The 22,389-nt window shown below is 59.4% G+C and carries 25 protein-coding genes, 6 tRNA genes and 1 riboswitch; of the genes, 21 read left to right on the top strand and 10 right to left on the bottom strand.

Annotation, left to right across the window (positions count from 1 at the left end; translation table 11 throughout):
* Positions 1 to 32: 32 nt before the first annotated feature.
* From ACQQZ8_RS09400 to ACQQZ8_RS09370, 7 genes are all read right to left on the bottom strand, one after another.
* Positions 33 to 251 (bottom strand): antitoxin, encoded by a 219-nt coding sequence (locus ACQQZ8_RS09400; protein ID WP_431709568.1) that lies wholly within the window; start codon positions 249 to 251, stop codon positions 33 to 35.
* 224 nt (positions 252 to 475) lie between these two features.
* Positions 476 to 551 (bottom strand) — tRNA-Gly (locus ACQQZ8_RS09395).
* Between the two features lie 36 nt (positions 552 to 587).
* Positions 588 to 659, bottom strand: a tRNA-Val gene (locus ACQQZ8_RS09390).
* A 52-nt stretch (positions 660 to 711) separates the two neighbouring features.
* Positions 712 to 784 (bottom strand) — tRNA-Gly (locus ACQQZ8_RS09385).
* Positions 785 to 814: 30 nt separating this feature from the next.
* A tRNA-Val gene (locus ACQQZ8_RS09380) sits at positions 815 to 886 on the bottom strand.
* Positions 887 to 925: 39 nt separating this feature from the next.
* Positions 926 to 996: transfer RNA gene (locus tag ACQQZ8_RS09375), tRNA-Cys, on the bottom strand.
* 53 nt (positions 997 to 1,049) lie between these two features.
* Positions 1,050 to 1,122, bottom strand: a tRNA-Gly gene (locus tag ACQQZ8_RS09370).
* A gap of 196 nt (positions 1,123 to 1,318) precedes the next feature.
* On the opposite strand from ACQQZ8_RS09370, the gene ACQQZ8_RS09365 reads away from it, so the two are divergent.
* The 13 genes from ACQQZ8_RS09365 (at position 1,319) to hisF (ending at position 12,510) form a co-directional block, all read left to right on the top strand.
* Positions 1,319 to 2,170 (top strand): cytochrome, encoded by an 852-nt coding sequence (locus ACQQZ8_RS09365; protein WP_431709567.1) that lies wholly within the window; start codon positions 1,319 to 1,321, stop codon positions 2,168 to 2,170.
* A 74-nt stretch (positions 2,171 to 2,244) separates the two neighbouring features.
* A complete protein-coding gene (gene def, locus ACQQZ8_RS09360) occupies positions 2,245 to 2,808 on the top strand; it encodes a peptide deformylase (RefSeq protein ID WP_431709566.1) in 564 nt (187 codons plus the stop codon).
* A 4-nt stretch (positions 2,809 to 2,812) separates the two neighbouring features.
* A complete protein-coding gene (gene fmt, locus ACQQZ8_RS09355; protein WP_431709565.1) occupies positions 2,813 to 3,745 on the top strand; it encodes a methionyl-tRNA formyltransferase in 933 nt (310 codons plus the stop codon).
* Positions 3,742 to 5,250 carry an RsmB/NOP family class I SAM-dependent RNA methyltransferase gene (locus ACQQZ8_RS09350; protein ID WP_431709564.1) on the top strand — a complete coding sequence of 503 codons (1,509 nt, stop codon included), beginning with the start codon at positions 3,742 to 3,744 and terminating at the stop codon, positions 5,248 to 5,250. Before fmt ends, ACQQZ8_RS09350 begins: the two co-directional genes overlap by 4 nt.
* 56 nt (positions 5,251 to 5,306) lie before the next feature.
* Complete coding sequence (gene rpe, locus ACQQZ8_RS09345; protein ID WP_431712172.1) at positions 5,307 to 5,966, top strand: ribulose-phosphate 3-epimerase; 660 nt, start codon at positions 5,307 to 5,309, stop codon at positions 5,964 to 5,966.
* Between the two features lie 31 nt (positions 5,967 to 5,997).
* Positions 5,998 to 6,138, top strand: a riboswitch (FMN riboswitch).
* 115 nt (positions 6,139 to 6,253) lie between these two features.
* Positions 6,254 to 6,955 (top strand): nicotinamide riboside transporter PnuC, encoded by a 702-nt coding sequence (gene pnuC / locus ACQQZ8_RS09340; RefSeq protein WP_431712171.1) that lies wholly within the window; start codon positions 6,254 to 6,256, stop codon positions 6,953 to 6,955.
* Positions 6,955 to 8,019 carry a bifunctional diaminohydroxyphosphoribosylaminopyrimidine deaminase/5-amino-6-(5-phosphoribosylamino)uracil reductase RibD gene (gene ribD / locus ACQQZ8_RS09335; protein WP_431709563.1) on the top strand — a complete coding sequence of 355 codons (1,065 nt, stop codon included), beginning with the start codon at positions 6,955 to 6,957 and terminating at the stop codon, positions 8,017 to 8,019. Before pnuC ends, ribD begins: the two co-directional genes overlap by 1 nt.
* A 3-nt stretch (positions 8,020 to 8,022) precedes the next feature.
* The gene (locus tag ACQQZ8_RS09330; RefSeq protein ID WP_431709562.1) at positions 8,023 to 8,646 is read left to right on the top strand and encodes a riboflavin synthase; all 624 of its coding nucleotides are present in this window, start codon (positions 8,023 to 8,025) and stop codon (positions 8,644 to 8,646) included.
* Complete coding sequence (ribB, locus tag ACQQZ8_RS09325; RefSeq protein WP_431709561.1) at positions 8,643 to 9,869, top strand: 3,4-dihydroxy-2-butanone-4-phosphate synthase; 1,227 nt, start codon at positions 8,643 to 8,645, stop codon at positions 9,867 to 9,869. The genes ACQQZ8_RS09330 and ribB overlap by 4 nt, the downstream gene beginning before the upstream one ends.
* A 33-nt stretch (positions 9,870 to 9,902) precedes the next feature.
* A complete protein-coding gene (gene ribH / locus ACQQZ8_RS09320; RefSeq protein WP_431709560.1) occupies positions 9,903 to 10,379 on the top strand; it encodes a 6,7-dimethyl-8-ribityllumazine synthase in 477 nt (158 codons plus the stop codon).
* An 82-nt stretch (positions 10,380 to 10,461) separates the two neighbouring features.
* Positions 10,462 to 10,725: a phosphoribosyl-ATP diphosphatase gene (locus tag ACQQZ8_RS09315; protein ID WP_431709559.1), complete on the top strand. Its 264-nt coding sequence runs from the start codon at positions 10,462 to 10,464 to the stop codon at positions 10,723 to 10,725.
* Positions 10,726 to 10,863: 138 nt separating this feature from the next.
* Positions 10,864 to 11,712, top strand: a complete 849-nt coding sequence (hisG, locus tag ACQQZ8_RS09310) for an ATP phosphoribosyltransferase (RefSeq protein ID WP_431709558.1) — start codon at positions 10,864 to 10,866, stop codon at positions 11,710 to 11,712.
* Between the two features lie 27 nt (positions 11,713 to 11,739).
* Complete coding sequence (gene hisF, locus ACQQZ8_RS09305; RefSeq protein ID WP_431709557.1) at positions 11,740 to 12,510, top strand: imidazole glycerol phosphate synthase subunit HisF; 771 nt, start codon at positions 11,740 to 11,742, stop codon at positions 12,508 to 12,510.
* A gap of 73 nt (positions 12,511 to 12,583) precedes the next feature.
* Here the strand turns inward: hisF and ACQQZ8_RS09300 are convergent, their stop codons facing one another.
* From ACQQZ8_RS09300 to ACQQZ8_RS09290, 3 genes are all read right to left on the bottom strand, one after another.
* A complete protein-coding gene (locus ACQQZ8_RS09300) occupies positions 12,584 to 13,300 on the bottom strand; it encodes a PKD domain-containing protein (RefSeq protein ID WP_431709556.1) in 717 nt (238 codons plus the stop codon).
* A 218-nt stretch (positions 13,301 to 13,518) separates the two neighbouring features.
* The gene (locus tag ACQQZ8_RS09295) at positions 13,519 to 13,950 is read right to left on the bottom strand and encodes a DUF6318 family protein (protein WP_431709555.1); all 432 of its coding nucleotides are present in this window, start codon (positions 13,948 to 13,950) and stop codon (positions 13,519 to 13,521) included.
* Between the two features lie 394 nt (positions 13,951 to 14,344).
* Positions 14,345 to 14,986: a TIGR03085 family metal-binding protein gene (locus tag ACQQZ8_RS09290; protein WP_431712170.1), complete on the bottom strand. Its 642-nt coding sequence runs from the start codon at positions 14,984 to 14,986 to the stop codon at positions 14,345 to 14,347.
* A 135-nt stretch (positions 14,987 to 15,121) separates the two neighbouring features.
* Here ACQQZ8_RS09290 and hisI point away from each other — a divergent pair, with 135 nt between their 5' ends.
* The 8 genes from hisI to lgt all read left to right on the top strand — a co-directional run bounded on the left by hisI (position 15,122) and on the right by lgt (position 22,048).
* A complete protein-coding gene (hisI, locus tag ACQQZ8_RS09285) occupies positions 15,122 to 15,523 on the top strand; it encodes a phosphoribosyl-AMP cyclohydrolase (protein ID WP_431709554.1) in 402 nt (133 codons plus the stop codon).
* Positions 15,524 to 15,575: 52 nt separating this feature from the next.
* Positions 15,576 to 17,138, top strand: coding sequence for an anthranilate synthase component I (locus tag ACQQZ8_RS09280; protein ID WP_431709553.1), 1,563 nt, complete (start codon positions 15,576 to 15,578; stop codon positions 17,136 to 17,138).
* Complete coding sequence (locus ACQQZ8_RS09275; RefSeq protein ID WP_431709552.1) at positions 17,138 to 17,728, top strand: Trp biosynthesis-associated membrane protein; 591 nt, start codon at positions 17,138 to 17,140, stop codon at positions 17,726 to 17,728. The genes ACQQZ8_RS09280 and ACQQZ8_RS09275 overlap by 1 nt, the downstream gene beginning before the upstream one ends.
* 154 nt (positions 17,729 to 17,882) lie before the next feature.
* Complete coding sequence (locus tag ACQQZ8_RS09270) at positions 17,883 to 18,131, top strand: HGxxPAAW family protein (protein ID WP_431709551.1); 249 nt, start codon at positions 17,883 to 17,885, stop codon at positions 18,129 to 18,131.
* A 1-nt stretch (position 18,132) separates the two neighbouring features.
* A complete protein-coding gene (gene trpC, locus ACQQZ8_RS09265; protein WP_431709550.1) occupies positions 18,133 to 18,963 on the top strand; it encodes an indole-3-glycerol phosphate synthase TrpC in 831 nt (276 codons plus the stop codon).
* Positions 18,964 to 19,043: 80 nt separating this feature from the next.
* Positions 19,044 to 20,312, top strand: coding sequence for a tryptophan synthase subunit beta (trpB, locus tag ACQQZ8_RS09260; RefSeq protein ID WP_431709549.1), 1,269 nt, complete (start codon positions 19,044 to 19,046; stop codon positions 20,310 to 20,312).
* On the top strand, positions 20,313 to 21,101 hold the full coding sequence (gene trpA / locus ACQQZ8_RS09255; protein ID WP_431709548.1) for a tryptophan synthase subunit alpha: 789 nt from the start codon (positions 20,313 to 20,315) through the stop codon (positions 21,099 to 21,101). It abuts the gene before it with no gap.
* On the top strand, positions 21,098 to 22,048 hold the full coding sequence (gene lgt / locus ACQQZ8_RS09250; protein WP_431709547.1) for a prolipoprotein diacylglyceryl transferase: 951 nt from the start codon (positions 21,098 to 21,100) through the stop codon (positions 22,046 to 22,048). The genes trpA and lgt overlap by 4 nt, the downstream gene beginning before the upstream one ends.
* Positions 22,049 to 22,389 lie beyond the last annotated feature (341 nt).

Genomic DNA, 22,389 nt, shown 5'->3' with positions numbered 1-22,389 from the left:
CTGAGGGCGATGCCCGACTAAACGCTCAAGACCTAGGCCTGCTTATCGCCTTTGAGGTTATTCAGCAGGTTCTGGGCACCATCCTGAAGACTGTCAACTTTATCGGCGTACTTGCCACCGGTTTTCTCGTCGACGAAATCTCCAGCCTTTTCGATGCCTTCGGAAACCTTTACGGAATTCTCTGCGGCGAATTGGCCAGCCTTTTGCGCTAGTCCTTCGGCTTTGCCTTTTAGCTCGTCAAATTTCGACAAAAGGCCACCTCCCTCTTCAACGCTGGGAACACCTGCCGCTCCCACTCTTGTGCTCAATCGTAAACTGATTTGCGCATCACTGAAAGCTTTTGGCCTGCGCTAATCCGCACTTCCGCTGAGTGCGTAACTGAGAATTCGATTCTTCGGGCCGGTGGGGCGTGTAGGGGGCCGAGAGACGCAGTTGAAAAAAGAAAGACCATCTCATGTGAGATGGTCTTTCTTAGTGGAGCGGACAACGAGGTTCGAACTCGCGACCTCAACCTTGGCAAGGTTGCGCTCTACCAGCTGAGCTATGTCCGCATAATTTAGAACTTTCATATTACAATGAATGCTCCGTGCGCGATACTGGGATCGAACCAGTGACCTCTTCCGTGTCAGGGAAGCGCGCTACCGCTGCGCCAATCGCGCCAATCTTCCGAAGAATTTCGGCAAGGAACCTAGGATACCCTAGGTGATTCCGAGCGGACAACGAGGTTCGAACTCGCGACCTCAACCTTGGCAAGGTTGCGCTCTACCAGCTGAGCTATGTCCGCGTGAGCACTCATCCGTAGATAAATGTTCCGTGCGCGATACTGGGATCGAACCAGTGACCTCTTCCGTGTCAGGGAAGCGCGCTACCGCTGCGCCAATCGCGCAAAAAAGATTTGATTGCTTTTGGCAGGCTGCCAAATGCGAGGTGGGGACGGGATTCGAACCCGCGTATACGGCTTTGCAGGCCGCTGCCTCGCCTCTCGGCCACCCCACCATGCCGGGATAAACCGGTCTGAATCGGTAAACCGATTCGGTGATCTTTTTGCGAGCGGACAACGAGGTTCGAACTCGCGACCTCAACCTTGGCAAGGTTGCGCTCTACCAGCTGAGCTATGTCCGCAAAACTGTTGTTCATCTGCCGTTTCCGGCGTCTTTCCAACGAGTAAAAACTCTATACGAGATCAGGTCAAAGCACCAAATCGAAAAGCTGAGATCTGGTTCACACCGCGATTTATTTGCGATATTCCGCGGAAAGTTCCCGATAAATACTCCCGGACTAGGCGAAAAGCGGATCTTGCCTGTGTCATGATCGGCATATGACTTCCCCGCGACTAGCCACGCAAACAGAACTTGGACGCATGTATGCCCGCGAAGTTGGTGGCCCGGTCCAGGTGCCATCGATCACCACGGTAATTTCAATGGAGCATATTGACCTCACTGGCTGGGCCGGGTACCTGGCGGCGAAGAGCTTGGCGGAACATCAGCAACTGGCCTCGGCCATGGGCGAACCGGGGCAGATGCGTCGGTTGGTCCGTGAAGCCGCGGTCGCCGCGGAACGTTTCCGTGATGAGGCCGCAGCACGCGGAGATCGGGTGCATAACTATGCCGAACAGTTTGCGCTGCGTGAACTGGGTCAAGTGCACGAGTTGGAGGCAAGCCGAGAACTCTTAGCCGCCCATGATGAGCTGGGGTTCGCGCGAAGCTTCGAACAGTGGTGGCGTGAATATCGGGTGGAGCCCATCGCAGCCGAAGTGACCGTCTGGAACGAAACGGTGGGTTATGCCGGAACCATCGATCTGGTGGCTCGCGTCGGAGGGCGGGTGGCATTGCTGGACTATAAGACCAAGGGCACCGATCGAGATGGTCAACTCAAGAGCCTAGATCCGAAGGTGATCATGCAGTTGGCCGCTGCGGCGAAGGCTGAGGAACGCAATCTGGACCCGGTCAATGGCCTGTGGGACCCGTGGCCTTATGACACGGATGTGATGTTGCTGGCAGTGGCCCTAGGGGTGAACACCTCACGGACCTTTATGGCCGACCCGAGTACCCTGCCCGGATATTGGTCAAAGTTCTGGGCCTTGCAGCGCAGTTGGATGGCGAATTACGAGTTGAGTCGCCGGCCTGAGGGGCTGCGGGAGATCGGCCCTCCGCCGAGAGCAGCGAGCTAACTCCCGTAGACTGGGTGAAAGGGCTTTGCGCTCACCACGTTGAAGATAAACCTTGAAGGGATGTCGCGCGAACTATGGCGGTATTGGGTATTCGGATCATCGGGGATCCTGTTCTACGAACCAGGGCACAAGAGGTCACCGAATTCGGCCCGGAGCTCCAGAAGCTCGTTGCTGACATGGATGAAACCATGGAAAACGTCGAGGGTGCCGGTTTGGCCGCCCCTCAAGTAGGGATCTCGCTGCGAGTTTTCACGTACCAGATCGACGGGGTGCGTGGGCACATCATTAACCCGGTACTGGAACTTAGTGAGGATTTTCAGCCCGATGAACCCGAAGGCTGCCTCTCGATTCCTGGGATTACTGCCCCGGTGCCGCGTCGTCGGCAGGTGCGCGCCACCGGATTCGACAAGTTTGGCAAGCCGGTGGTGCTCGAGGGCGAAGGGATGCTCTCGCGATGCATCCAGCATGAAACCGATCACTTGGACGGGATTCTCTTTTTAGAACGCTTGGCCGACGCCGACCGCAAGGCCGCATGGAAAAAGTTGCGCGCCACAAACTATCAAAACACTGCCGATCGTACGGTGAACCAACGCTCTGGGGCATTGGGCTCCAGCTTCGGCGCCGGTCTGGGAGGCTAGGGCGATGCGAATTCTCTTTGCTGGGACCCCGCAGGTTGCTGTGACCTCGTTGGACTATTTGGTCGACGCTGGATTTGAGCTTGCCGCGGTATTGACCCGTCCAGACGCCCCGTTGGGGCGGAAGCGTGTGATGACACCCTCCCCGGTGGCTGCGCGCGCTGCGGAACTCGGGATTCCAACGATTAAGGCCGCGAAGATCGATGAGTCGGTGACCGCCCAGCTTGCGGAACTGGAGCTGGACGCGGCGGCCATCGTCGCCTTTGGTGGGTTAGTTCCGGCCACAGCACTGAGTGTTCCGCGGCACGGCTGGATCAATCTGCACTTTTCGTTGCTACCGGCCTGGCGCGGAGCCGCCCCGGTACAACATTCGATCATGTACGGTGATGACATCACCGGCGCAGTGACTTTCCAATTGGAGACCGGGCTTGATACCGGGCCGGTATTCGGACAGGTCACCGAACCTATTGCTGCGATGGATACGGCCGGGGAACTTCTGGAGAGGCTGAGCCATTCCGGATCGAAGCTGTTGGTCGACACGCTGCATGCGATCCATGCCGGGGTGGCTCGTCCGGTGCCGCAAACCGGCTCTGGCAGCTACGCACCGAAGATCACCGAGGTGGATGCACAACTGGACTTCACCCGCCCCGCCACCGAAATTCGGCGCCGTGCCCATGGCACCATGCCAATGCCTGGCCCGTGGGTGAAGGTGAATGCCGGACGCTTCAAGTTCGGCCCGCTGATCGAACGCCGTGAGCTAACCGAGCTGGCACCGGGGCAGCTACACATCGAACCGGGTAAACAGCCCACCGTGCTGATCGGCACCGCCACCTGGGCCCTGGAACTAACCACCTTGCAGCCTCCGGGCAAGAAAATGATGAAAGCCTCCGACTGGGCCCGTGGCCTGCTCGCCAACGGGACGGAAGTGAGCTTCAAGTGAGCCAGCCCAGCAGCAATGAACCGCGTCGGAACGAACATGGACGCACCCGCAACCGCGGACGCAGCGGTCCGCGCCAGTTCTCCAGTTCCGCCCCCGCGCAGCGTAAACGTAGCGCGGATCCGGCACGACTGGTGGCTTTCAAGGTGTTACGTGAGGTATCTTCGGCCGACGCCTATGCCAACCTGGTGCTCCCGAAGCTGATTCGTGATCACCGCTTGGAGAAGCGCGATGCCGCTTTCGCCACCGAGCTGAGCTACGGGGCTTTGCGCGCCCAAGGTTTCTACGATGCGATTCTGGCCACCTTGGTGGACCGCGATTTGCCCGAGCTAGATCCGGCAATTTTGGATGCGCTGCGGCTCGGCACCCATCAGCTGCTGGCCATGCGGGTGCCGAATCATGCGGCCTTGGATGAGACCGTGTCCTTGGCTCGTGCGCAGATCGGCGCCGGCCCTTCGGGACTGATTAATGCGGTGCTGCGCCGGGTGAGCGCCAAGGATTCCGATACTTGGCGAGCAGAAGTCAGCGCTCAGGCCACCAGTGAAAGCCAAAAACTCGGGCTGGAACACGCGCATCCGGAGTGGATTGTGCGCGCCCTGCGTCAGGCACTGGTCACCCACGGGCGGGCGAGTCAGGAAATTACCGAACTCTTGGAGGCGGACAATTTAGCCCCCGTGGTCAACCTGATTGCGCTTCCGGGGTTGGGCGAGCTGGCCCCGGTGCTGGCCGCCGGAGCGGAGCTTGGAACGATGGTTTCCGGTTCGGCCACCTACGCCCAAGGCGATGTCTCCCGGGTCCCGGGAGTCTCGGAAGGAACTATCCGGGTGCAGGACGCCGGAAGCCAGATCATGGCCCACGCTTTAGCCACCGTCGAGCTGCCCGCGGGTGGCGAGGACCGCTACTGGCTGGATATGTGCGCCGGCCCCGGCGGGAAGGCCGCCCTCCTGGGTGCTTATGCGGCGCAGCGCGATGCCCGGTTGACCGCCAATGAGCCCACCAAACATCGTGCCCGGCTGGTGGAGAACTCGCTGGCTGCGGTGCCCGAGGACTACTGGATGGTGGTGGGTAACGACGGGCGCAGCTACGGTGAAGCCGGATATGCCGGGGACTTTGACCGGATTATGGTCGATGCACCCTGCTCCGGGCTTGGCGCACTGCGGCGTCGTCCGGAGTCACGTTGGCGCAAGAGCCCGCGAGATATTCCGGAGCTGACCGAGCTACAACTTCAGCTGTTGAACGCCGCTTTTAATGCGGTACGTGTAGGTGGGGTCATCGGTTACGTCACTTGCTCGCCGCATCAGGCCGAAACCCGGCTGGTGGTGGAGGACTTCTTGAAAGCCAACCCGAATGCACGCTTGCTAGACACTGGGGCCGCATTGGCTTCGGTGATGCTCGATGGGACTCCTGCGGCTGGCAACCCGCTAGCCGATGGCAGCACCGCTCAGCTGTGGCCGCATGTGCATGGCACCGATGCCATGTTTATGGCCTTGCTGACCAAGACCGCCTAAACTCACCCCTGCATCCCACGTTCCCGCCTCGACGGCACCCCACCTCAAAGGAGCGCATCACAGTGCGTATCAATCCCTCGATCCTGTCGGCCGATTTCGCTAACCTTGCCAGTGAATTGCGGCGCATTCACACCGCCGATGCGGTGCATGTGGATGTGATGGATAACCACTTCGTGCCGAACCTGACCTTGGGCAAACCGGTAGTGGAAGCCATTGCCGGTAGCACCGAGCTGCCCTTGGATATTCACCTGATGATTGAGGACGCGGACCGTTGGGCCCCGGAATATGCACAGCTGGGCGTGGACTCGGTGACCTTCCATGCCGAAGCGTCTAACGCACCGATTCGGTTAGCGCGTGAGTTGCGGGCCGCCGGCGCCAAGGCGTCGATGGCCTTGCGCCCGGCCACAGCGCTCGAACCGTACCTGGACATGCTCGGGGAACTGGACATGCTCCTGTTGATGACCGTGGAGCCGGGCTTCGGGGGACAGAAGTTTTTAGATTTGGTGCTTCCGAAAATCCGTCGTGCGCGGGAAGCCATTGACGGTAGTGGCAAACCCATCGCGCTGCAGGTGGATGGCGGGATCTCCCGAGATACGATTCTGCGCGCGGTCGAGGCCGGTGCGGATGTGTTTGTGGCCGGTTCGGCGGTCTATTCGGCCGAGGATTCGGCCGTAGAAATCGATGTGTTACGCAATCTTGCCCTAGGTGTGCATTAAATGTGTCATAATCAACATCAGTAAACGTAAATACGTGCTCCGGGGTCGGTGTAAGTCCGAACCGGCGGTAATAGTCCGCGACCCGAGCTGGGCCTGATGACAGGAACCCAGATTGGTTGAACCGGTGGAATTCCGGTACCGACAGTTAAAGTCTGGATGGGAGAAGCACGAATTTGATTGACAGGTCTGTCATTCGCTCCAGCTGCCATGGCGTAGCTGTAGAGAGTTTTCGACCGCAGGGCATCAAATGACTTACCCCCGGAGCCGCCGCTTCGAGAAGGGTAATGATGGACATACTGCGGTGGCTCATTGAAGCTTTCAACTCTTACATTCCGGTAGGTGGCTCAGCGCTGTTGGTGCGCGAGGTCGTCGGAAACATTTTTGGTCTGGCCAGCGCCTTTGGTGGCATGCGCCGCAAGGTGTGGGCCTGGCCGGTGGGTATCATCGGCAACTTACTGCTCTTGACCGTCTTTTTGGGCAGCCTCTTCGGAGATACGGATACCGCCAACCTGCTTGGTCAGGCCGGCCGGCAGGTCATGTTCATCGCGGTGGCCGTGTATGGCTGGGTGCGCTGGAAGCAGTCGGCGAATAATGCGGGCAGCGCCGTCATCCCACGTTGGGCATCGAATCCCACACGGATCGGACTGATTGCCGTGCTCGTGATCGGCACCATCGCGCTGACTCCCTTGTTTAGAATCCTAGGATCCTACGAACCGGTATGGGCCGATGCCTGGACCTTTGTTGGTTCACTGCTGGCCACGTGGGGGATGGCCAAGGGCTGGGTGGAATTCTGGCTGATTTGGGTGGCCGTGGATGTGGTCGGGGTGCCGTTGCTGTTCTCCGCCGGATACTACGCCAGCGCCTTTATGTACCTGTTCTACGGCGTCTTCACGCTGATCGGGTTCTTCGTCTGGATGCGAGCTAAGAAAACGCAAAAACCCAGCGTTGAAACCGAAATGCCTGACCCGCTGATCAAGGTGGAGCGCTGATGCTCACCGCCGAGGGTCTGAAAACCGCGCTGCGCACCGCACTAGAAGCCGCAGGCCGTGGTCGACGCGGCGCTAACCCCCTAGTAGGTGCCTGCATTCTGGATGCGGATGCGCGGATCATCGCCACTGGTTTTCATCTGGGTGCCGGGCACCCGCACGCGGAAATCGAGGCGTTGCGGCAACTAGGTGCGCTCAGTGCGAAGGAAGCGGCGAAACTGACCATGGTGGTGAGTTTGGAGCCATGTAATCACGTGGGACGCACCGGGCCGTGCGCACAGGCGATCGCCGCAGCCGGCGTCGGACATGTGCATTATGCGGTGCGCGATGAGACAAGCGCCGGGGGTGGGGCGGACTACTTGCGTGCCCACGGTGTGAGCGTCTCCCACGCTGCCGATGCCGCCAGTTGGGAATTGAACCATCGCTGGTTCCGGGCGCAGGCACAAAACCGCCCATTTATCACCCTGAAAACCGCACAGTCCTTGGATGGGCGGATCAACGCTCCGGACGGCAGCAGCCAATGGATTACCGGGGAAGCGTCGCGGCAGCACGCCCACGCGTTGCGTGCCCAAGTGGACGCGATCGTGGTGGGTGCCGGGACCGTGCTCGCGGACAACCCGCGTCTGAACGCACGAACCCCCGACGGTTCACCCCATGCCCAGCAGCCCTACCGGCTCGTGGTGGGACACCGGCAACTACCCGATGATTTGGCGCTGGCCTTTGACCAGCGGTGGGAACAATTGCGCACTCACGATGTGCATCAGGTGGTGCGCCGGGCCAAGGAGCTAGGCTTCGCACACCTGTTGATCGAAGGCGGAGCCACACTGGCCAGTGCGTTCATCGAAGCCGATCTGGCCGATGAACTGTACTGCTATCAAGCGCCGCTGCTGATCGGGGCCGGCAGTGCCTCGATCAACCTCGGCAGTGTGCGCACCCTGAGCCAAGCACACCACTTTCGATTGGACGCAGCCCAACCCGAGGCGCTCCAACAGCTCGGCAAAGATGTACTGCTACATCTGGAGCCACTACCGCAACCCGAAGCACAGACCAGGAAGGACAACTCATAGCCAATGTTTACCGGAATTATTACTGGGCGGGGGACCGTGCGCGAACTGGTCCGCGACGAAACCGCAGATAGTGCCATCTTGCGCCTGCAGGTGTCCGGGCACACCGAAGACTTCAGCCACGGCGCATCCATTGCCATCAATGGGGTCTGCCTTTCGGCAACCGCCATCGACGGCGAAGAGATCAGTGTGGACGTGATGGGTGAAACTCTGCGTCGCACCAGCATCGGTGACTTGCGTGCTGGGGATCAGGTGAACTTGGAACGCTGCACTCCGGCCGGGGGACGGCTGGACGGGCATGTGGTTCAGGGGCACGTGGACACCGTGGGTGCGGTGCTGCTGCGCGAGGACCACGGACAGTGGACCACCTTCCGGATCGGTCTGCCCGCCGAATACGCGCCACTGACCGCGGAAAAAGGCTCGATCGCGTTGGATGGGATCTCCCTGACGATTACCGCGGTCTCCCCAGTGGAAGCTGCGCAGCACTGGGTCGAGGTGGGGATTATTCCAATCACCTTGCGTGAAACCAGCATGGGTGAGCGCCAAGTGGGGGACAAAATCAATATCGAAGTCGATGTGTTGGCCAAATACGTGGCACGCCTGAACGCATTTGGGAAGGAAGAACGATGAGCAGTAAAGAGTTCGATTCGATCCCCACAGCGTTAGCGGCGATGGCGGCCGGTAAAGCGGTGGTCGTGGTGGATGATGAGGATCGCGAAAATGAGGGTGACATTATTTTCGCCGCCGAGTTCGCCACCCCCGAGCTGATGGGGTTCACCATCCGCTACTCCTCGGGCGTCATCTGTGTGCCGATGGGTGCCCAGCGCGCCGATGAGCTTGGTTTGGCCCCGATGGTGGGTATCAATCAGGATGCAAAAGGCACCGCCTTCACCGTATCTTGCGATGCGAAGGAGGGGATCAGTACCGGGATCTCTGCCGCGGATCGGGCACTGACCGCCCGTCTGCTGGCCGACCCGCAGACCACCGCCAAGCAGCTCTCGCGCCCGGGACACATCTTCCCCTTGCGCGCCACTGAGCGTGGGGTGTTGGCACGCCGTGGGCATACCGAGGCCGCGGTGGATCTGTGCGTCGCCGCCGGACTGGAACCAGTGGGTGTGCTAGTAGAGATTGTGCACGACGACGGATCCATGATGCGCCTAGATGACTTGCGAGTGTTCGCCGCAGAACATGAGCTGCCGCTGATCTCCATCGATGACCTCGTCCGCTGGCGTAAGGTCAACGACGGGATCGAGATGACCGAACCGGTGCGTCTGCCCACCCCCTTCGGGGAGTTCATGGCCCGTGGCTCCTTTGTGGATGGGCATGAGCACATTGTGCTTTCGCACCCCGGAGCCACCACCCACTCACAGAATGCCCCCTTAGTGCGGATTCACTCCGAATGTCTCACCGGGGACGTTTTTGGGTCCTTCCGCTGCGATTGTGGGGAACAGTTAGATGCCGCCTTGGCGCAGATCGCCCAAGAGGGCGGACACCTGATTTACCTGCGCGGGCACGAGGGACGCGGCATCGGCCTGTTGAATAAGTTGCGTGCTTATTCATTGCAGGAAAGTGGGTTTGATACCGCCGATGCCAACGCCCACCTCGGTTTGCCGGTAGATGCGCGCGAATACTACGCGGTGGTGGCCATCCTGCGTTACCTGGGCATCGATAAGCTGCGGTTGATCACCAATAATCCGGACAAGCTCGAGAAGATGCGTGAGGCGGGCATCGATGTCACCGAACGCGTACCGAGCCTGATCACGCCACGCGCCGAAAATGAGGCCTACCTGCGCACCAAGCAGCAACGCATGGGGCACAACCTGCAGATGCCTGAGACTAAAACCACTTTCTAAGCACCCACCCAGAGATCGAAAGCAGGACTGAACATGAGCAAACACGGAGCACCTACCGACACTGCTGCGGCACTAGCCCAGCTTGATGGGGCCGGATTGAAAGTGGCCATCCTCGCCGCGAGCTGGCATGAGCAGGTGATGAACGGGCTGATCGACGGCGCACAGCGTGCCGCAGCCGACGCAAAAATCGGTACCGTGGACCTGGTGCGGGTTCCTGGTTCATTCGAATTGCCGGTGGCTGCCAAGGCCTTGGCTGAAAAGTATGATGCGGTGATCGCGTTGGGTGTGGTGATCCGTGGCGGCACCCCACACTTTGACTATGTGTGCCAAGCGGCAACGATGGGGCTGACGCAGGTGAGTTTGGACACGCTGACCCCTATCGGGTTCGGGGTGCTTACCTGCGACGATGAGGCTCAAGCTTTGGATCGTGCCGGGCTGGAAGGTTCCGCGGAGGATAAGGGGTATGAGGCGTTTTCGGCCGCCGTGCTGACCCTGGCGGCACTGGCCTAAAGCCGCCGCGGCTGCCGGTGCCAAGCGTCATAATGGGTGTGCCAAAGTGAACGGGCGCACCCATAAACGCTAGGCTAGAGGGGTGAAAACTTTTGACGAGCTCTTCAGCGAACTGAAGCTCAAGGCCCAAACCCGCCCTGAAGGCTCTCGTACCGTCACCGAACTCGATTCCGGCGTGCACGGCATCGGGAAGAAGATTGTTGAGGAGGCCGCCGAAGTGTGGATGGCCTGCGAATACGAAAGTGACGAGGCGGCAGCCGAGGAAATCTCGCAGCTTTTGTACCACCTGCAGGTGATGATGATCGCCAAGGGACTGGACCTTCCCGATATCTACAAGCATTTGTAGCCGTCGAGCGGTCGACTCGCATCCGGCTAACCCGGGTGAGCGTCGGGCAACGCACGACGGCCAAATTCATCGGTTATTCCAGACACCTTGGCGCTGTCAGAGCAGATTGCCCAGCGCCAGCACAGAAACGAGTTTCACATGCTTCGCGTAGCACTTCCCAATAAGGGTGCTCTATCCGAAATTGCTTCGACCATGTTCAAGGAAGCGGGCTACTTGCAGCGCCGCGACAGCCGTGAACTGGTCATCACCGACGCTGATAACAACGTCGAATTCTTCTACCTGCGTCCTCGCGATATCGCCGTCTATGTCGGGCGCGGCATCCTCGATGTAGGAATCACCGGCCGCGACCTGTACCGCGATGCCGACGTGGACGAGGCCGTCGAGGAGCTGCTGCCGCTGGGCATCGGTAAGTCGACCTTCCGCTTCGCCGCACCCGTGGGCAGTTTTGGCTCCGCCGAAGAACTCAACGGGAAGCGCATCGCCACCAGCTATGACGTGCTGCTGGATCACTACCTGAAGGAATCCGGGATCGATGCCTCGGTGGTTCGCCTGGATGGTGCCGTGGAGTCCTCCGTTCGTTTGGGTGTGGCCGACGCCATCGCTGACGTGGTGGAAACCGGTAACACCATTAAGGCCGCCGGAATGGAGATCTTCGGTCCGCCGCTGTTGCAGTCCGAGGCAGTGTTGCTGGGCCGCACCGATCACAAGCCAAATGGGTTGGAAGTTCTGATTCGCCGTCTCTCCGGCGTGCTGGTGGCTCGCCAGTACGTGATGCTTGATTACGACGTGCGTAAGGAGCAGGTGGATCAGGCCGCGGCTCTCACCCCTGGTCTCGAATCGCCGACCGTGTCCCCATTGCAGGACTCGGAATGGTGCGCAGTTCGTTCGATGGTGCTCAAGTCGCAGACCAACAACATCATGGATGAACTCTACGATTTAGGCGCGCGCGCCATTTTGGTCAGCCAGATCCACGCTTGCCGCATCTAGTTTCGGCACACTCACAAGGAGAAAATAATGACTGTGGCAATTCGCGTCATTCCCTGCCTAGACGTCGACGCCGGTCGCGTGGTGAAGGGCATTAATTTCGAAGGATTACGGGATGCCGGGGATCCGGTTGAGCTGGCTCGCCGTTACAACCAGGCTGGCGCCGATGAGCTCACCTTCCTCGATGTCACCGCCTCTAGTTCGGACCGGGAAACTACCTACGACGTGGTGGGGCGAACCGCCGATGAAGTGTTCATCCCGTTGACCGTTGGTGGTGGCGTGCGCACCGCCGAGGACGTTGACCGACTGCTGCGTGCCGGAGCAGATAAGGCTTCGATCAACACTGCGGCAGTAGTTCGTCCGGAAGTGATCAACGAGATCACCGAACGTTTCGGTTCGCAGGTTCTGGTGTTGTCGCTCGATGCCCGTCGCACCGACAACCCGGAAGTCGCTTCGGGCTACGAAGTCACCACCATGGGTGGCCGCCAAGGAACCGGTACCTGTGCCGTAGCCTGGGCCAAGGAAGCTGCAGAACGTGGTGTCGGTGAGATTCTATTGAACTCGATCGACGCCGATGGCACCCAAGATGGGTTCGATCTGGAAATGATCCGTGCAGTTCGTGCGGCAGTGACTGTTCCGCTGATCGCTTCCGGTGGAGCCGGAAAGCCGGAGGACTTCCCACCAGCGATTGAAGCCGGGGCGGACGCTGTGTTGGCCGCTTCGATCTTCCACTTCGGACCTGTTGACATGATCGCCAAGGTTAAGGACGCGATCCGCGAAGCCGGTTTCCCCGTCCGCTAAGAACCTAAGAATTCGAGACGTTGCGCATCTGTTGAGCAGATACGCGGCGTCTCGAATTGTTTAACGGCTCGAATTATTGGCCGTCCGGGGCGACCAATTCTTTTTCGGTTCGCCACACGTCGATGGGTACTGCGTTGCTCGGAACGGCGGCTTGGCCGGGGATCGATTGCCAGCCTTCACCCACGATCCTGAATTCTCCGCGATATAGAGTGGTCAAATTGACTTCGAAGACTCCGGTCTCTGTGTATGAATAACTTGTTGGTGTTTCATGGTGCAACGTGTGGTTCGGAGCGGGTTCGCCCGGATAGTTGAGGACTCTTGTGCTGCCGTCACCATAATCCCAGAGCCATTGGATTGGGATGGCCCGGACTTCAACGGGTGTGCCGTTGATGTTGGTCGAAAACGTTTGAGTTTCGGCAGCGGCCCAAAGATGTGTGTGGCCGTTCCGCAGTGAGAACTGCTCTGGATCGCTGTTCAGAATTGACGGAAGGATAGGGAACCTTCTAAATTCGGCGGGAGAGATGCGAATTTCCTCAACTATGATTCCCTCAGGGTCGCTTTCAATTGGCGTATCGTCCCCCGGGCAGATCCTGTTTAGTGAATAGACCTGACCATCTCGGTCTCCTCCGCGGAAGCGGACGATCCGGATGTAAGGTGAAGAACCGTCGGTGCAACGCGCTTCGTCGGTGTTTACATCGCAGCCGTTGGCAAATTCAAAACCAGTTGTGCATTGATCGATATATTCAATAGTGTATTCCTGACCATCACGTTGGGGCGCATTGTTGGTCAATTCTGTCTCTATTAGTGGACTTCGATTGAATCGTCTTTGGTTTCTCTGCGGTGAGGAACAAATTTGTTCTTCGACTTCTGCGAAGTATCTATACAACTGGGTGTTTCGTTGGCAATTTGCCGAGAGACTACTAGTGGTATCCGGACTGGAACTAAATGGGATTGAATTGCCGTGGAATAGCGGTGAGATGGTCAGGAGAGCTACAAGTAAGTACCGCATCAGTGTTCTTCTATCGACATATTGATGTCATACACATTCCAGCTAGAAGAAGCACCCTCCAGCTTTAATACAGCGACACCAGTAATAACTTCATTAGATGCGGGTGATTCTTCAACTATTTGATTGGGCGCCGAATAGATTGTCTGGGCGTCAACCTCGAGGTTGAACGAGACTAGTCCCTCATTTTCTGAAGCCAGGGTAGCTCCGGTAACAGCAAGGTGATTAGTTCCGCCAACCTGCCAGTGACCCTGATCTGCGTGATACCAAATCGGATCAATGAGACCCTCTCCACAAGGGACACAGGATTGCGACGTCAGTTTCTCAAGTGGTTCCGTGTCGTATGTGTGAAGAGCATAGTTGATTAGGTCGAAATAGTGCTCGAGGAACGCGGCGGATCCCTCTTCGCTGGTGTTCTTCGCTGCCGTGGGCATCTCGGGAACTGGAATATTTTCGGCAGGTCCTTCGGCTGTGGCAGGTTTCGGTGTCGGAGTGGCTGACACGGTGGGCGACGGAGTAACTGCTTGGGTTGTTTCTGCGGTGGCGGATGGCGGGGGATCTTCACTCGGCTCACTCGGCTGGCAGGAGGTTAGGACGAAAGCTGTGATTAGAGGAATAACCAGCAGTCGGGGTTTCCATATTCTGTAAGCCATCGATAGACCTCCATTGCCGTCGCAAAGCGCCGTGAATGAACGTCATCCTAGACCGGAAGCGCAGGATTTGGGAGAGGTTGCCAATAACTGTGGATATTTTATTGGGGTCTCCAGTGCGCGCGAAATCGCCCAATAGCTCGAGGTGAGATGATCGCGCCGGTGATCAGTAGCGGTTTTAGAAACCCATCTTGGCTTTTTTCAGAGCCTTGATGGATTCTTCACTGCCTTCGTAGGTTACGAGGGCGTTGTCCCCGCGGCCTGAAGCATGGAGGATGAGTTCGGCTACCGGACCCATGATGGTCACCGGTTTGGCTGCCTTTTTGGCCACACAACGTTTGCCATTCGGGCGTGCCAAGATGACGCCCACGGGGCTGTTCCGGTAATACATCCGAGCCCGACGGGTCAGGTCCTGCCAGAGCATTTCGGTGTACTCCCGGTCCAAGACACGTGGTGCCCACTGGGTGCGGGCACGGCGAATGTCCTCGGTGTGAATGAAGAATTCTGAGAGGTTGGCCGCTGTGCTGACCCGATCGATTGAAAACGGGGAAAACTTACTTGGTCCGGAGCGAAAGCGGCGGACTAAGCCGACATAGTTATCCAGCTTCTTCGCCTCTTCGGCTAACTCTTGCAAACGGGATTCCAACTTCGACGCCAGTGGTTTGAGAACCACTCCTGCTCCAAGTGGAGAGTTTTCCCGTAACACAAGATGAGCCGCTAAATGACGGCATTCCCATCCCGTGCATAAAGTATCGGCTGAGGGGCCAGCAGCTAAGAGGGCCTCAGCTAGTGCGAGTCGAGAAGCGTGTATCAGGTGCATCACCTCTGAACCTAGCACGCCTTGCAGGTTCCTGAATGCTAAATCACTCATGTTGCGTCGCGTAGCTTCAAAAATGCTGGTTGCGATGTGTCACACGAGGCCGTGCTGGGTTTTGAAACAAGTATGCTTAGGTGGATGTCTACTTCGAATTCCAGCGCGGTTTCGGGCTCCGAACCCGCGCAGCTTGACCCCGAAATTGCCGCCCGTTTGAAGCGCGATGAGAACGGTTTATTTGCCGCCATCGTCCAACAGTTCGACACCCTTGAGGTGCTGATGCTGGGTTGGATGGATGATGAGGCACTACGCCGTACTTTGACCACCGGGCGGGTGACTTATTATTCGCGTTCGCGCCAGGAATATTGGCGTAAGGGTGATACCTCCGGCCATGCCCAGTACCTCAAGTCAGCGGCCCTAGACTGCGACGGGGATGCCCTGTTGGTGCGCGTCGATCAGGTCGGTGCGGCCTGTCACACCGGAGCCCCCACCTGTTTCACCGGCCGCGATCTTCCCGTCGTGACCGGGCATCGTCCGGCCTAAGCAGCCCGCACTTGGAAGCCGCCAGCGAAGACCCCACCCCAAGAAGAAGTTGATGAAAAACCTAGGTAGCATTTCACCCACCCGCGAAGAGTTCCTGACCTTGGCGCAGAAGCGTCGCGTCATTCCTGTCACCGTGCGTGTGCTGGCCGACTCACTGACCCCAATCGGGCTGTACCGTCAGCTCGCCCAAGGTCGCCCGGGAACCTTCCTGCTGGAATCAGCGGCAGCCGGTGGGGTTTGGTCGCGGCACTCTTTCATTGGAGTCAGTTCCCCGGCCACTCTTTCTACCCGGAGTAACGGGCAGGCCTACTGGCAGGGAAAGATTCCTGCCGGGTTGCCCACCGAGGGAGTGAGTGTCGAGGTCTTGCGCGATACCTTGCAGGCTTTACGCACCGAACCGCTGCCGGGAATGCCTCCGTTGACCGGTGGCATGGTGGGTTTCATCGGCTGGGAGTGCGTCAGACACTGGGAAAAGCTGCCGAACCCGCCAGCCGATGACTTGCAGTTGCCAGAACTGAGTATGAACCTTGTGGCGGATATGGCCGCTCACGATGCGGCCGAGGGTACCGTTACCTTGATCGCCAACGCCATCAATTTCGATGGCAGCGATGAACGGGTCGAGCAGGCCTATGACGATGCGGTGGCCCGTTTGGAAGCGATGCTCACGCAACTTGATGCGCAGTTGCCGAATAATGCGGCTGTGCTTTCCGGTACCGATGTGCCACCCGAAGAGCTGATGGATGCGGTCACGCACTCCTGGGTTGAAAACGAGTACCTGGACGCGATCCGCGAGTCTAAGAAAGCGATTGTCGATGGGGAAGTATTCCAGATCGTCGTGTCGCGACGCTTCGAGTTAGAAACTCAAGCCAGCGCGCTGGATGTGTACCGGGTGCTGCGGGCCACCAACCCCAGCCCATACATGTACCTCTATAACTTCGTGGATGAAAACGGTGAGCCCTTCCAGGTGGTAGGTTCCTCACCGGAGGCACTGGTGACCGTGAACGACGGACATGTGGTCACGCACCCGATCGCCGGTTCGCGTCCGCGAGGGGCGAACTACGAAGAAGACCAGCTGCACGAGAAGTCCTTGCTGAACGATCAGAAGGAACGCGCCGAACACCTGATGTTGGTGGACTTGTCCCGCAATGATCTGTCCAAGGTCTGCCAAGCCGGGACCGTGGAAGTCACCCAGTTCATGGAGGTGGAACGGTTCAGCCATATTATGCACCTGGTCTCCAATGTGGTGGGTAAGACCCGTGACGGGGTGGCGGCCTATGATGTGCTGGCCGCGACCTTCCCTGCCGGTACCCTGTCTGGGGCGCCGAAACCGCGAGCTCTGCAACTGCTGGATAAGTATGAGCCGTACCGCCGCGGTGTCTACGGCGGCGTGGTTGGTTACCTAGACTTCGCCGGGGACATGGATATGGCGATCACCATCCGTTCGGCACTGCTGAAGAATGGCCGCGCCTATGTGCAGGCCGGTGGTGGCATCGTGAATGATTCGAAGCTGGCCGATGAAGCACTAGAAACCATTAACAAGGCCGCCGCTCCCTTGCGCGCGGTCTGGGCCTCATCGACCATGCGGCCAGCCAGCACGATCGCTGAGGATAAGTAATGCGAAAGCTGTTAAGTCTGCGTAATGTAGCCCTCTTCGGGGTGGCTGCCGCTCTGCTAGGTCTGTGGGCAGCCACGCGTACCTGGGTGGTGGTCACGGTGGAAGCTACCACCGTACAAATGCCACAGATTGTGGTCGACGGTTCGCAAGCCGCTCCGGCGGTCACTGCACTGTGCGTGGTGGTGCTCGCTGGCGCGCTGGCGCTGCTGATCGGGCGCAAGGTGGCCCGCTATGTTATCGGTGGGGTGAACCTGCTGGCCGGTGGCGGGGTGCTTGCCGCCGGGCTGACCGCGTTCCTGGATCCGCAGGCCGCGGCCGCCGGCGCGGTGGCCGAAGCCACCGGATTACGTGAAATCACCGGCAGCTATGTGGCAAACTCCTGGCCGATGGTGGTGATTGTGGCCGGCGTTTTGATCATCGTGCAGGGACTGGCGGTGTTGTTCGCCGCTGGCAATTGGGTGAAGAACACCAAATATGATCGGGTCACCGAACAGAAGAATGCCACTAATCGCCCGGCCGCAACCCGGGACAGCATCTCGGACTGGGAGCAGCTCTCCTCCGGGGAAGACCCCACCGGCGCCGAACGCTGAGCCGGCCAGCAAGGTTGAATGCAACACGTTCGTAGTGAGAATGTGTCTTCGTCGCAATCAGGTGGCAGAATAGAGCAGGAAGCCTAAAGCTCCGCCTTGAGATCACAAAAGTGCGGATGAGAAGTAGTAGTAAGAACCAAGGAGACGTTCTGTTATGTCGCAGAAGACCGAGATTGACCCGATCTTTGCCGAAGAGGTTGGACACGGAAACTCGATAGCTGCATGGACCTGCGTGCTGATCATGACGCTTGGTTTTATCGTTGGCGGGATCGCTTTCGCGAACCACGCACACACCGTGGTGTACATCAGCGCCGGCGTGGTACTGCTCGGTCTGGTCATCGGCTGGATTATGAAGAAGGCCGGTTTCGGCGTGGGTGGTTCGCGTAGCGGAGCCAGCCACTAAGTTGAGCGTTCTCGACGAAATCATTGCGGGCGTCCGGGAAGACCTGGACGCCCGACGTGCACAAACCGATCTGGACACGATGATCCAGCGGGCCCGGGCCGCCGCTCCGGCACTGGACGCTTACGCGGCCTTGGGCGGTCACCCCGAGCAACAGCAGCGTGATACCACCCTGCGGGTCATTTCCGAGGTCAAGCGCAGCTCCCCGTCCAAGGGTGAACTGGCGCAGATCCCGGCCCCGGCAGAACTTGCTGCGGAATATGAGGCCGGGGGAGCCAGCGTCATTTCGGTATTGACCGAACAACGGCGGTTCAAGGGCACGCTGGCGGATCTGGATGCGGTGCGTGCCGCGGTGAAGATCCCCATCCTGCGCAAGGACTTCACGGTCGATGAATACCAGATCTATGAGGCGCGGGCTCACGGCGCAGATCTGGTGTTGCTGATCGTGGCGGCGCTGGATGATGCTACGCTGGCCAGCTTCCTCAAGCTGACCGAGTCCCTAGGAATGAACGCGCTGGTAGAAACCCACACCGAAGAGGAGATTCGCCGCGCGGTCGCCGTGGGCGCGAAAATTATCGGTGTGAATGTGCGTAACCTGAAAACCCTGGATGTGGATCCGGCGACCTTTGGTCAGCTGGCGCATCTGCTGCCATCCGACGCGGTGATTATTGCCGAGTCCGGAGTGGAGTCCAGCGAACAGGTCAAACAATACGCGCAGGCCGGTGCCGATGCGATCCTGGTGGGTGAGGCGCTGGTGAAGCACGCCGCCCCACGCAAGACCGTGGCCGAATTCATTGCGGTGGGCAGCGCAGCTAAACCCGAGCGCATAAACTAACACAGCAAACGTAATGCCCCCGACTCAGTAACAAACACTGTGGGGGCATTACCCATATCTTGCGAGAAAAGAGGGAACCAATGAGCACTTCCGACGGCTCGTTGCAGAACGCCAGCGGCCCATACTTCGGTCAGTACGGCGGACGATGGATGCCTGAGTCCCTCATGGCCGCCATGGATGAGCTAACCCAGACCTTTGAGGACGCGAAGAACGATCCCGCGTTCGTTGCCGAGGTCCAGGAGCTAAACAAGAATTACTCCGGGCGTCCCTCGCTACTGACCGAAGCCAAGCGCTTTGGTGAGCAGTTCTGCGGTGGGGCACGGATCTTCCTGAAGCGGGAGGACCTGAACCACACCGGCAGCCACAAGATCAATAACGTGCTCGGCCAAGCGCTCTTGGCCAAGCGGATGGGTAAAACCCGAATCATCGCCGAAACCGGGGCCGGTCAGCACGGGGTGGCTTCGGCGACCGCGGCCGCATTGATGGGCATGGAATGCGTGGTCTACATGGGCGCGGAGGATACCCGTCGGCAGGCCCTGAACGTGGCCCGGATGGAACTGCTCGGTGCCACCGTGATCCCGGTGACCGTGGGCAGCCAAACCCTGAAGGACGCGATCAACGAAGCCTTACGCGACTGGGTAGCCAATGTGGAAACCACCCACTACCTGCTGGGTACCGCCGCCGGTGGTCACCCCTTCCCGGCTCTGGTGCGCTACTTCCACCAAGTGATCGGCGATGAAGCGCGCGAGCAAATTCTGGCACAGACTGGACGGTTGCCCGATGCGGTAGCCGCTTGTGTGGGTGGTGGCTCGAACGCCATCGGCATTTTCCACGGCTTCTTGGACGACCAAGACGTGGAGATCTACGGCTTTGAGGCTGGCGGTGACGGAGTGGAAACCGACCGGACCGCCGCGACCATCACGCTGGGCCGCCCCGGCGTGCTGCACGGGGCGAAGAGTTACCTGATGCAGGACGACGATGGACAGACGATCGAATCGCACTCGATTTCCGCGGGCCTAGACTACCCGGGCGTCGGCCCGGAGCACGCCTACCTGGCCGATATTGGCCGGGTGACCTACGAACCGATCACCGACACCGAAGCGATGGACGCTTTCCGCGCGCTGTGCCGCACCGAAGGAATCCTGCCGGCAATCGAGTCTTCGCACGCCCTGGCAGGGGCCATCAAGATCGCCCAACGAAAGATCGCTGCCGGTGTGCCAGCCGCTGAGCTGAACATCTTGGTCAGCCTTTCCGGGCGCGGCGACAAGGACGTTCACACCGCAGCCGAATGGTTCGGTCTGCTCGATGCCGCAGCCGAAGCTGCCACCGACACCCAGGAAGGTCAGTAGATGTCGCGTATCACCAGTGCTGAGAAAATTGCCGCAGCCAAGGCCGAAGGTCGGCCGGCGCTGATCGCGTACCTGCCGGCCGGGTTCCCGGATGTGGCCACCACCATCGAGGCCGCGGTTGCCGTGGCCAAAAACGGGGTGGACATTATCGAAATCGGGATTCCCTACTCGGACCCGGTGATGGACGGCGAAGTCATCCAGCAGGCCACCACGCAGGCGCTAGCCAATGGGTTCAAGGTCAGCCAGATTTTCGAGATCATCGAAGGGATTACCGCACGCTGTGATGCCGCAGTGATGGTAATGACCTACTGGAACCCGGTGCTGCGGATGGGCGTGCATGAATTCGCCAAGCGTTTCGCCGCGGCCGGCGGATCGGGGCTGATCACCCCGGACCTAGTGCCGGAAGAAGCCGGCGAATGGCTGGCGGCCAGTGAAGAATTTGATCTGGAACGCGTATTCCTCGTAGCTCCGAGCTCCTCCGCGCAACGCGTGAAACTGACCGTAGAAGCATCCAGTGGGTTCGTGTACTGCGTCTCCATTATGGGTGTCACCGGGGCTCGGTCCGATGTTTCCAGCGCGGCTCAGGGTGTGGTTGCTGCGGCGCATGCTGCCGGTGCCGAAAACGCCTGCGTGGGACTCGGTGTCTCCAAGCGCGAACACGTGGAAGAGATCGGTGCCTACGCCGACGGGGTGATCGTGGGAACCGCTCTGGTGGCGGCATTGCGTGATGGTGGGGTGCCAGCCGTGGCTGCCCTCGCCGCCGAGTTAAGCGGAAGCGTTCAAGCATGATCCCTGCCGCGATTCCTTCACCGCCGCAGGAATGGTCTCAGATTTCGCTGGGCCCACTGACCATCCACGCCTACGCGCTATGTATTCTTCTGGGCATTGTACTGGCCTTGTGGCTGACGGGTCGACGGCTGCGCGCCCGCGGCGGGACCAGCGATACGCTATGGGATATTGCCATTTGGGCGATTCCTTTCGGCATCATCGGTGGCCGGCTGTACCATGTGATCTTTACCGACCCGAGATACTATTTTGGGCTCGGTGGCGGACCAGCGCACTGGGCCGAAATCCCGCAGATTTGGCTCGGTGGGTTGGGCATCATGGGGGCCATCTCCTTCGGTGCACTGGGCGCGTGGATCGGTTGCCGACGCACCGGGATCCGGCTTTCGGCTTTTGCCGATGCTGCCGCCCCGGGAATCCTGCTGGCACAGGCCGCCGGACGCTGGGGGAACTGGTTTAACCAAGAACTCTTCGGCTCACCAACCACTTTGCCCTGGGGTCTGGAAATCGACCCGGAGCACTACAACTTTCCGGACGGGCTTCCGGCCGAGACGTTGTTCCACCCGACGTTCCTCTACGAATCGTTGTGGAACCTGGCCGGTGTGTTCTTGCTGCTGGCGTTTGATAAGAAATTCGCCTTGCGCCGCGGTGCGCTGTTCGCCTGCTATGTCATCTGGTATGGCATCGGCCGCGCCATCATGGAAGTCTTCCGCATCGATGCGGCAGAAGTGATCAGCGTTGGGCCGTTGGATTTGCGTATCCACCAATTGCTGGCGATCCTGCTGGTGATCGGAGCGTTGATTGGTTTGGCCTACTCGCTGGGGCGTTTGCGTTCCGAAAAGGTGGACTCATTCTTCTTGCCAGGGCGCAGTCCGATACCGGCCGAAACGGAATCGCTAAGGGAAACCGAGAACGAGACCAAGGGCAGCAAAGACCCGCCTCCGGCAGGCTAGAAAACCTGGCGTGTCCCGGTAACCTTCCCGCCGCGAAACAGCTCTGTTGCTGTTTCGCGGCGGGTTGTTTTTAACATGTTTGAAACATAAAAGGTCACCGCCAAGAAATACGACGGGCGTATATTAGTAACCCGATGCGGCGTGTGGCAGGCCACAGTAACCCGCTGGCAATGCACGGTGCATCGAGACAACCACAACGCGGTGGGGAAGTTCCCAAACCCGAGAGCGAAGCGGTCAGGCCGGTGCACAACACCGGCAACCGGGGTTCACGGGAGTGGGGCAATGGCGTGCAACGCCAGGCGATAGCCACAAACCAAGCCTTTCGTCGTGTGTTGGATGCC

Origin of the sequence: Glutamicibacter uratoxydans (assembly GCF_050753455.1) — a bacterium.
Taxonomy (GTDB): domain Bacteria; phylum Actinomycetota; class Actinomycetes; order Actinomycetales; family Micrococcaceae; genus Glutamicibacter; species Glutamicibacter uratoxydans_A.
Note: the sequence above shows the minus strand (reverse complement) of the source record. Positions and strands in the feature narration are given on the sequence as shown.

Coding starts and splice junctions, on each gene's coding strand:
- trpA (WP_431709548.1), top strand. CDS start 20,313: ATGTCGCGTATCACCAGTGCTGAGAAAATTGCCGCAGCCAAGGCCGAA.
- trpB (WP_431709549.1), top strand. CDS start 19,044: ATGAGCACTTCCGACGGCTCGTTGCAGAACGCCAGCGGCCCATACTTC.
- ACQQZ8_RS09280 (WP_431709553.1), top strand. CDS start 15,576: ATGAAAAACCTAGGTAGCATTTCACCCACCCGCGAAGAGTTCCTGACC.
- fmt (WP_431709565.1), top strand. CDS start 2,813: ATGCGAATTCTCTTTGCTGGGACCCCGCAGGTTGCTGTGACCTCGTTG.
- ribH (WP_431709560.1), top strand. CDS start 9,903: ATGAGCAAACACGGAGCACCTACCGACACTGCTGCGGCACTAGCCCAG.
- hisG (WP_431709558.1), top strand. CDS start 10,864: ATGCTTCGCGTAGCACTTCCCAATAAGGGTGCTCTATCCGAAATTGCT.
- ACQQZ8_RS09295 (WP_431709555.1), bottom strand. CDS start 13,950: ATGCCCACGGCAGCGAAGAACACCAGCGAAGAGGGATCCGCCGCGTTC.
- ACQQZ8_RS09290 (WP_431712170.1), bottom strand. CDS start 14,986: ATGCACCTGATACACGCTTCTCGACTCGCACTAGCTGAGGCCCTCTTA.
- ACQQZ8_RS09365 (WP_431709567.1), top strand. CDS start 1,319: ATGACTTCCCCGCGACTAGCCACGCAAACAGAACTTGGACGCATGTAT.
- ACQQZ8_RS09270 (WP_431709551.1), top strand. CDS start 17,883: ATGTCGCAGAAGACCGAGATTGACCCGATCTTTGCCGAAGAGGTTGGA.
- ACQQZ8_RS09330 (WP_431709562.1), top strand. CDS start 8,023: ATGTTTACCGGAATTATTACTGGGCGGGGGACCGTGCGCGAACTGGTC.
- lgt (WP_431709547.1), top strand. CDS start 21,098: ATGATCCCTGCCGCGATTCCTTCACCGCCGCAGGAATGGTCTCAGATT.
- hisI (WP_431709554.1), top strand. CDS start 15,122: ATGTCTACTTCGAATTCCAGCGCGGTTTCGGGCTCCGAACCCGCGCAG.
- def (WP_431709566.1), top strand. CDS start 2,245: ATGGCGGTATTGGGTATTCGGATCATCGGGGATCCTGTTCTACGAACC.
- ACQQZ8_RS09275 (WP_431709552.1), top strand. CDS start 17,138: ATGCGAAAGCTGTTAAGTCTGCGTAATGTAGCCCTCTTCGGGGTGGCT.
- ribB (WP_431709561.1), top strand. CDS start 8,643: ATGAGCAGTAAAGAGTTCGATTCGATCCCCACAGCGTTAGCGGCGATG.
- pnuC (WP_431712171.1), top strand. CDS start 6,254: ATGGACATACTGCGGTGGCTCATTGAAGCTTTCAACTCTTACATTCCG.
- ribD (WP_431709563.1), top strand. CDS start 6,955: ATGCTCACCGCCGAGGGTCTGAAAACCGCGCTGCGCACCGCACTAGAA.
- hisF (WP_431709557.1), top strand. CDS start 11,740: ATGACTGTGGCAATTCGCGTCATTCCCTGCCTAGACGTCGACGCCGGT.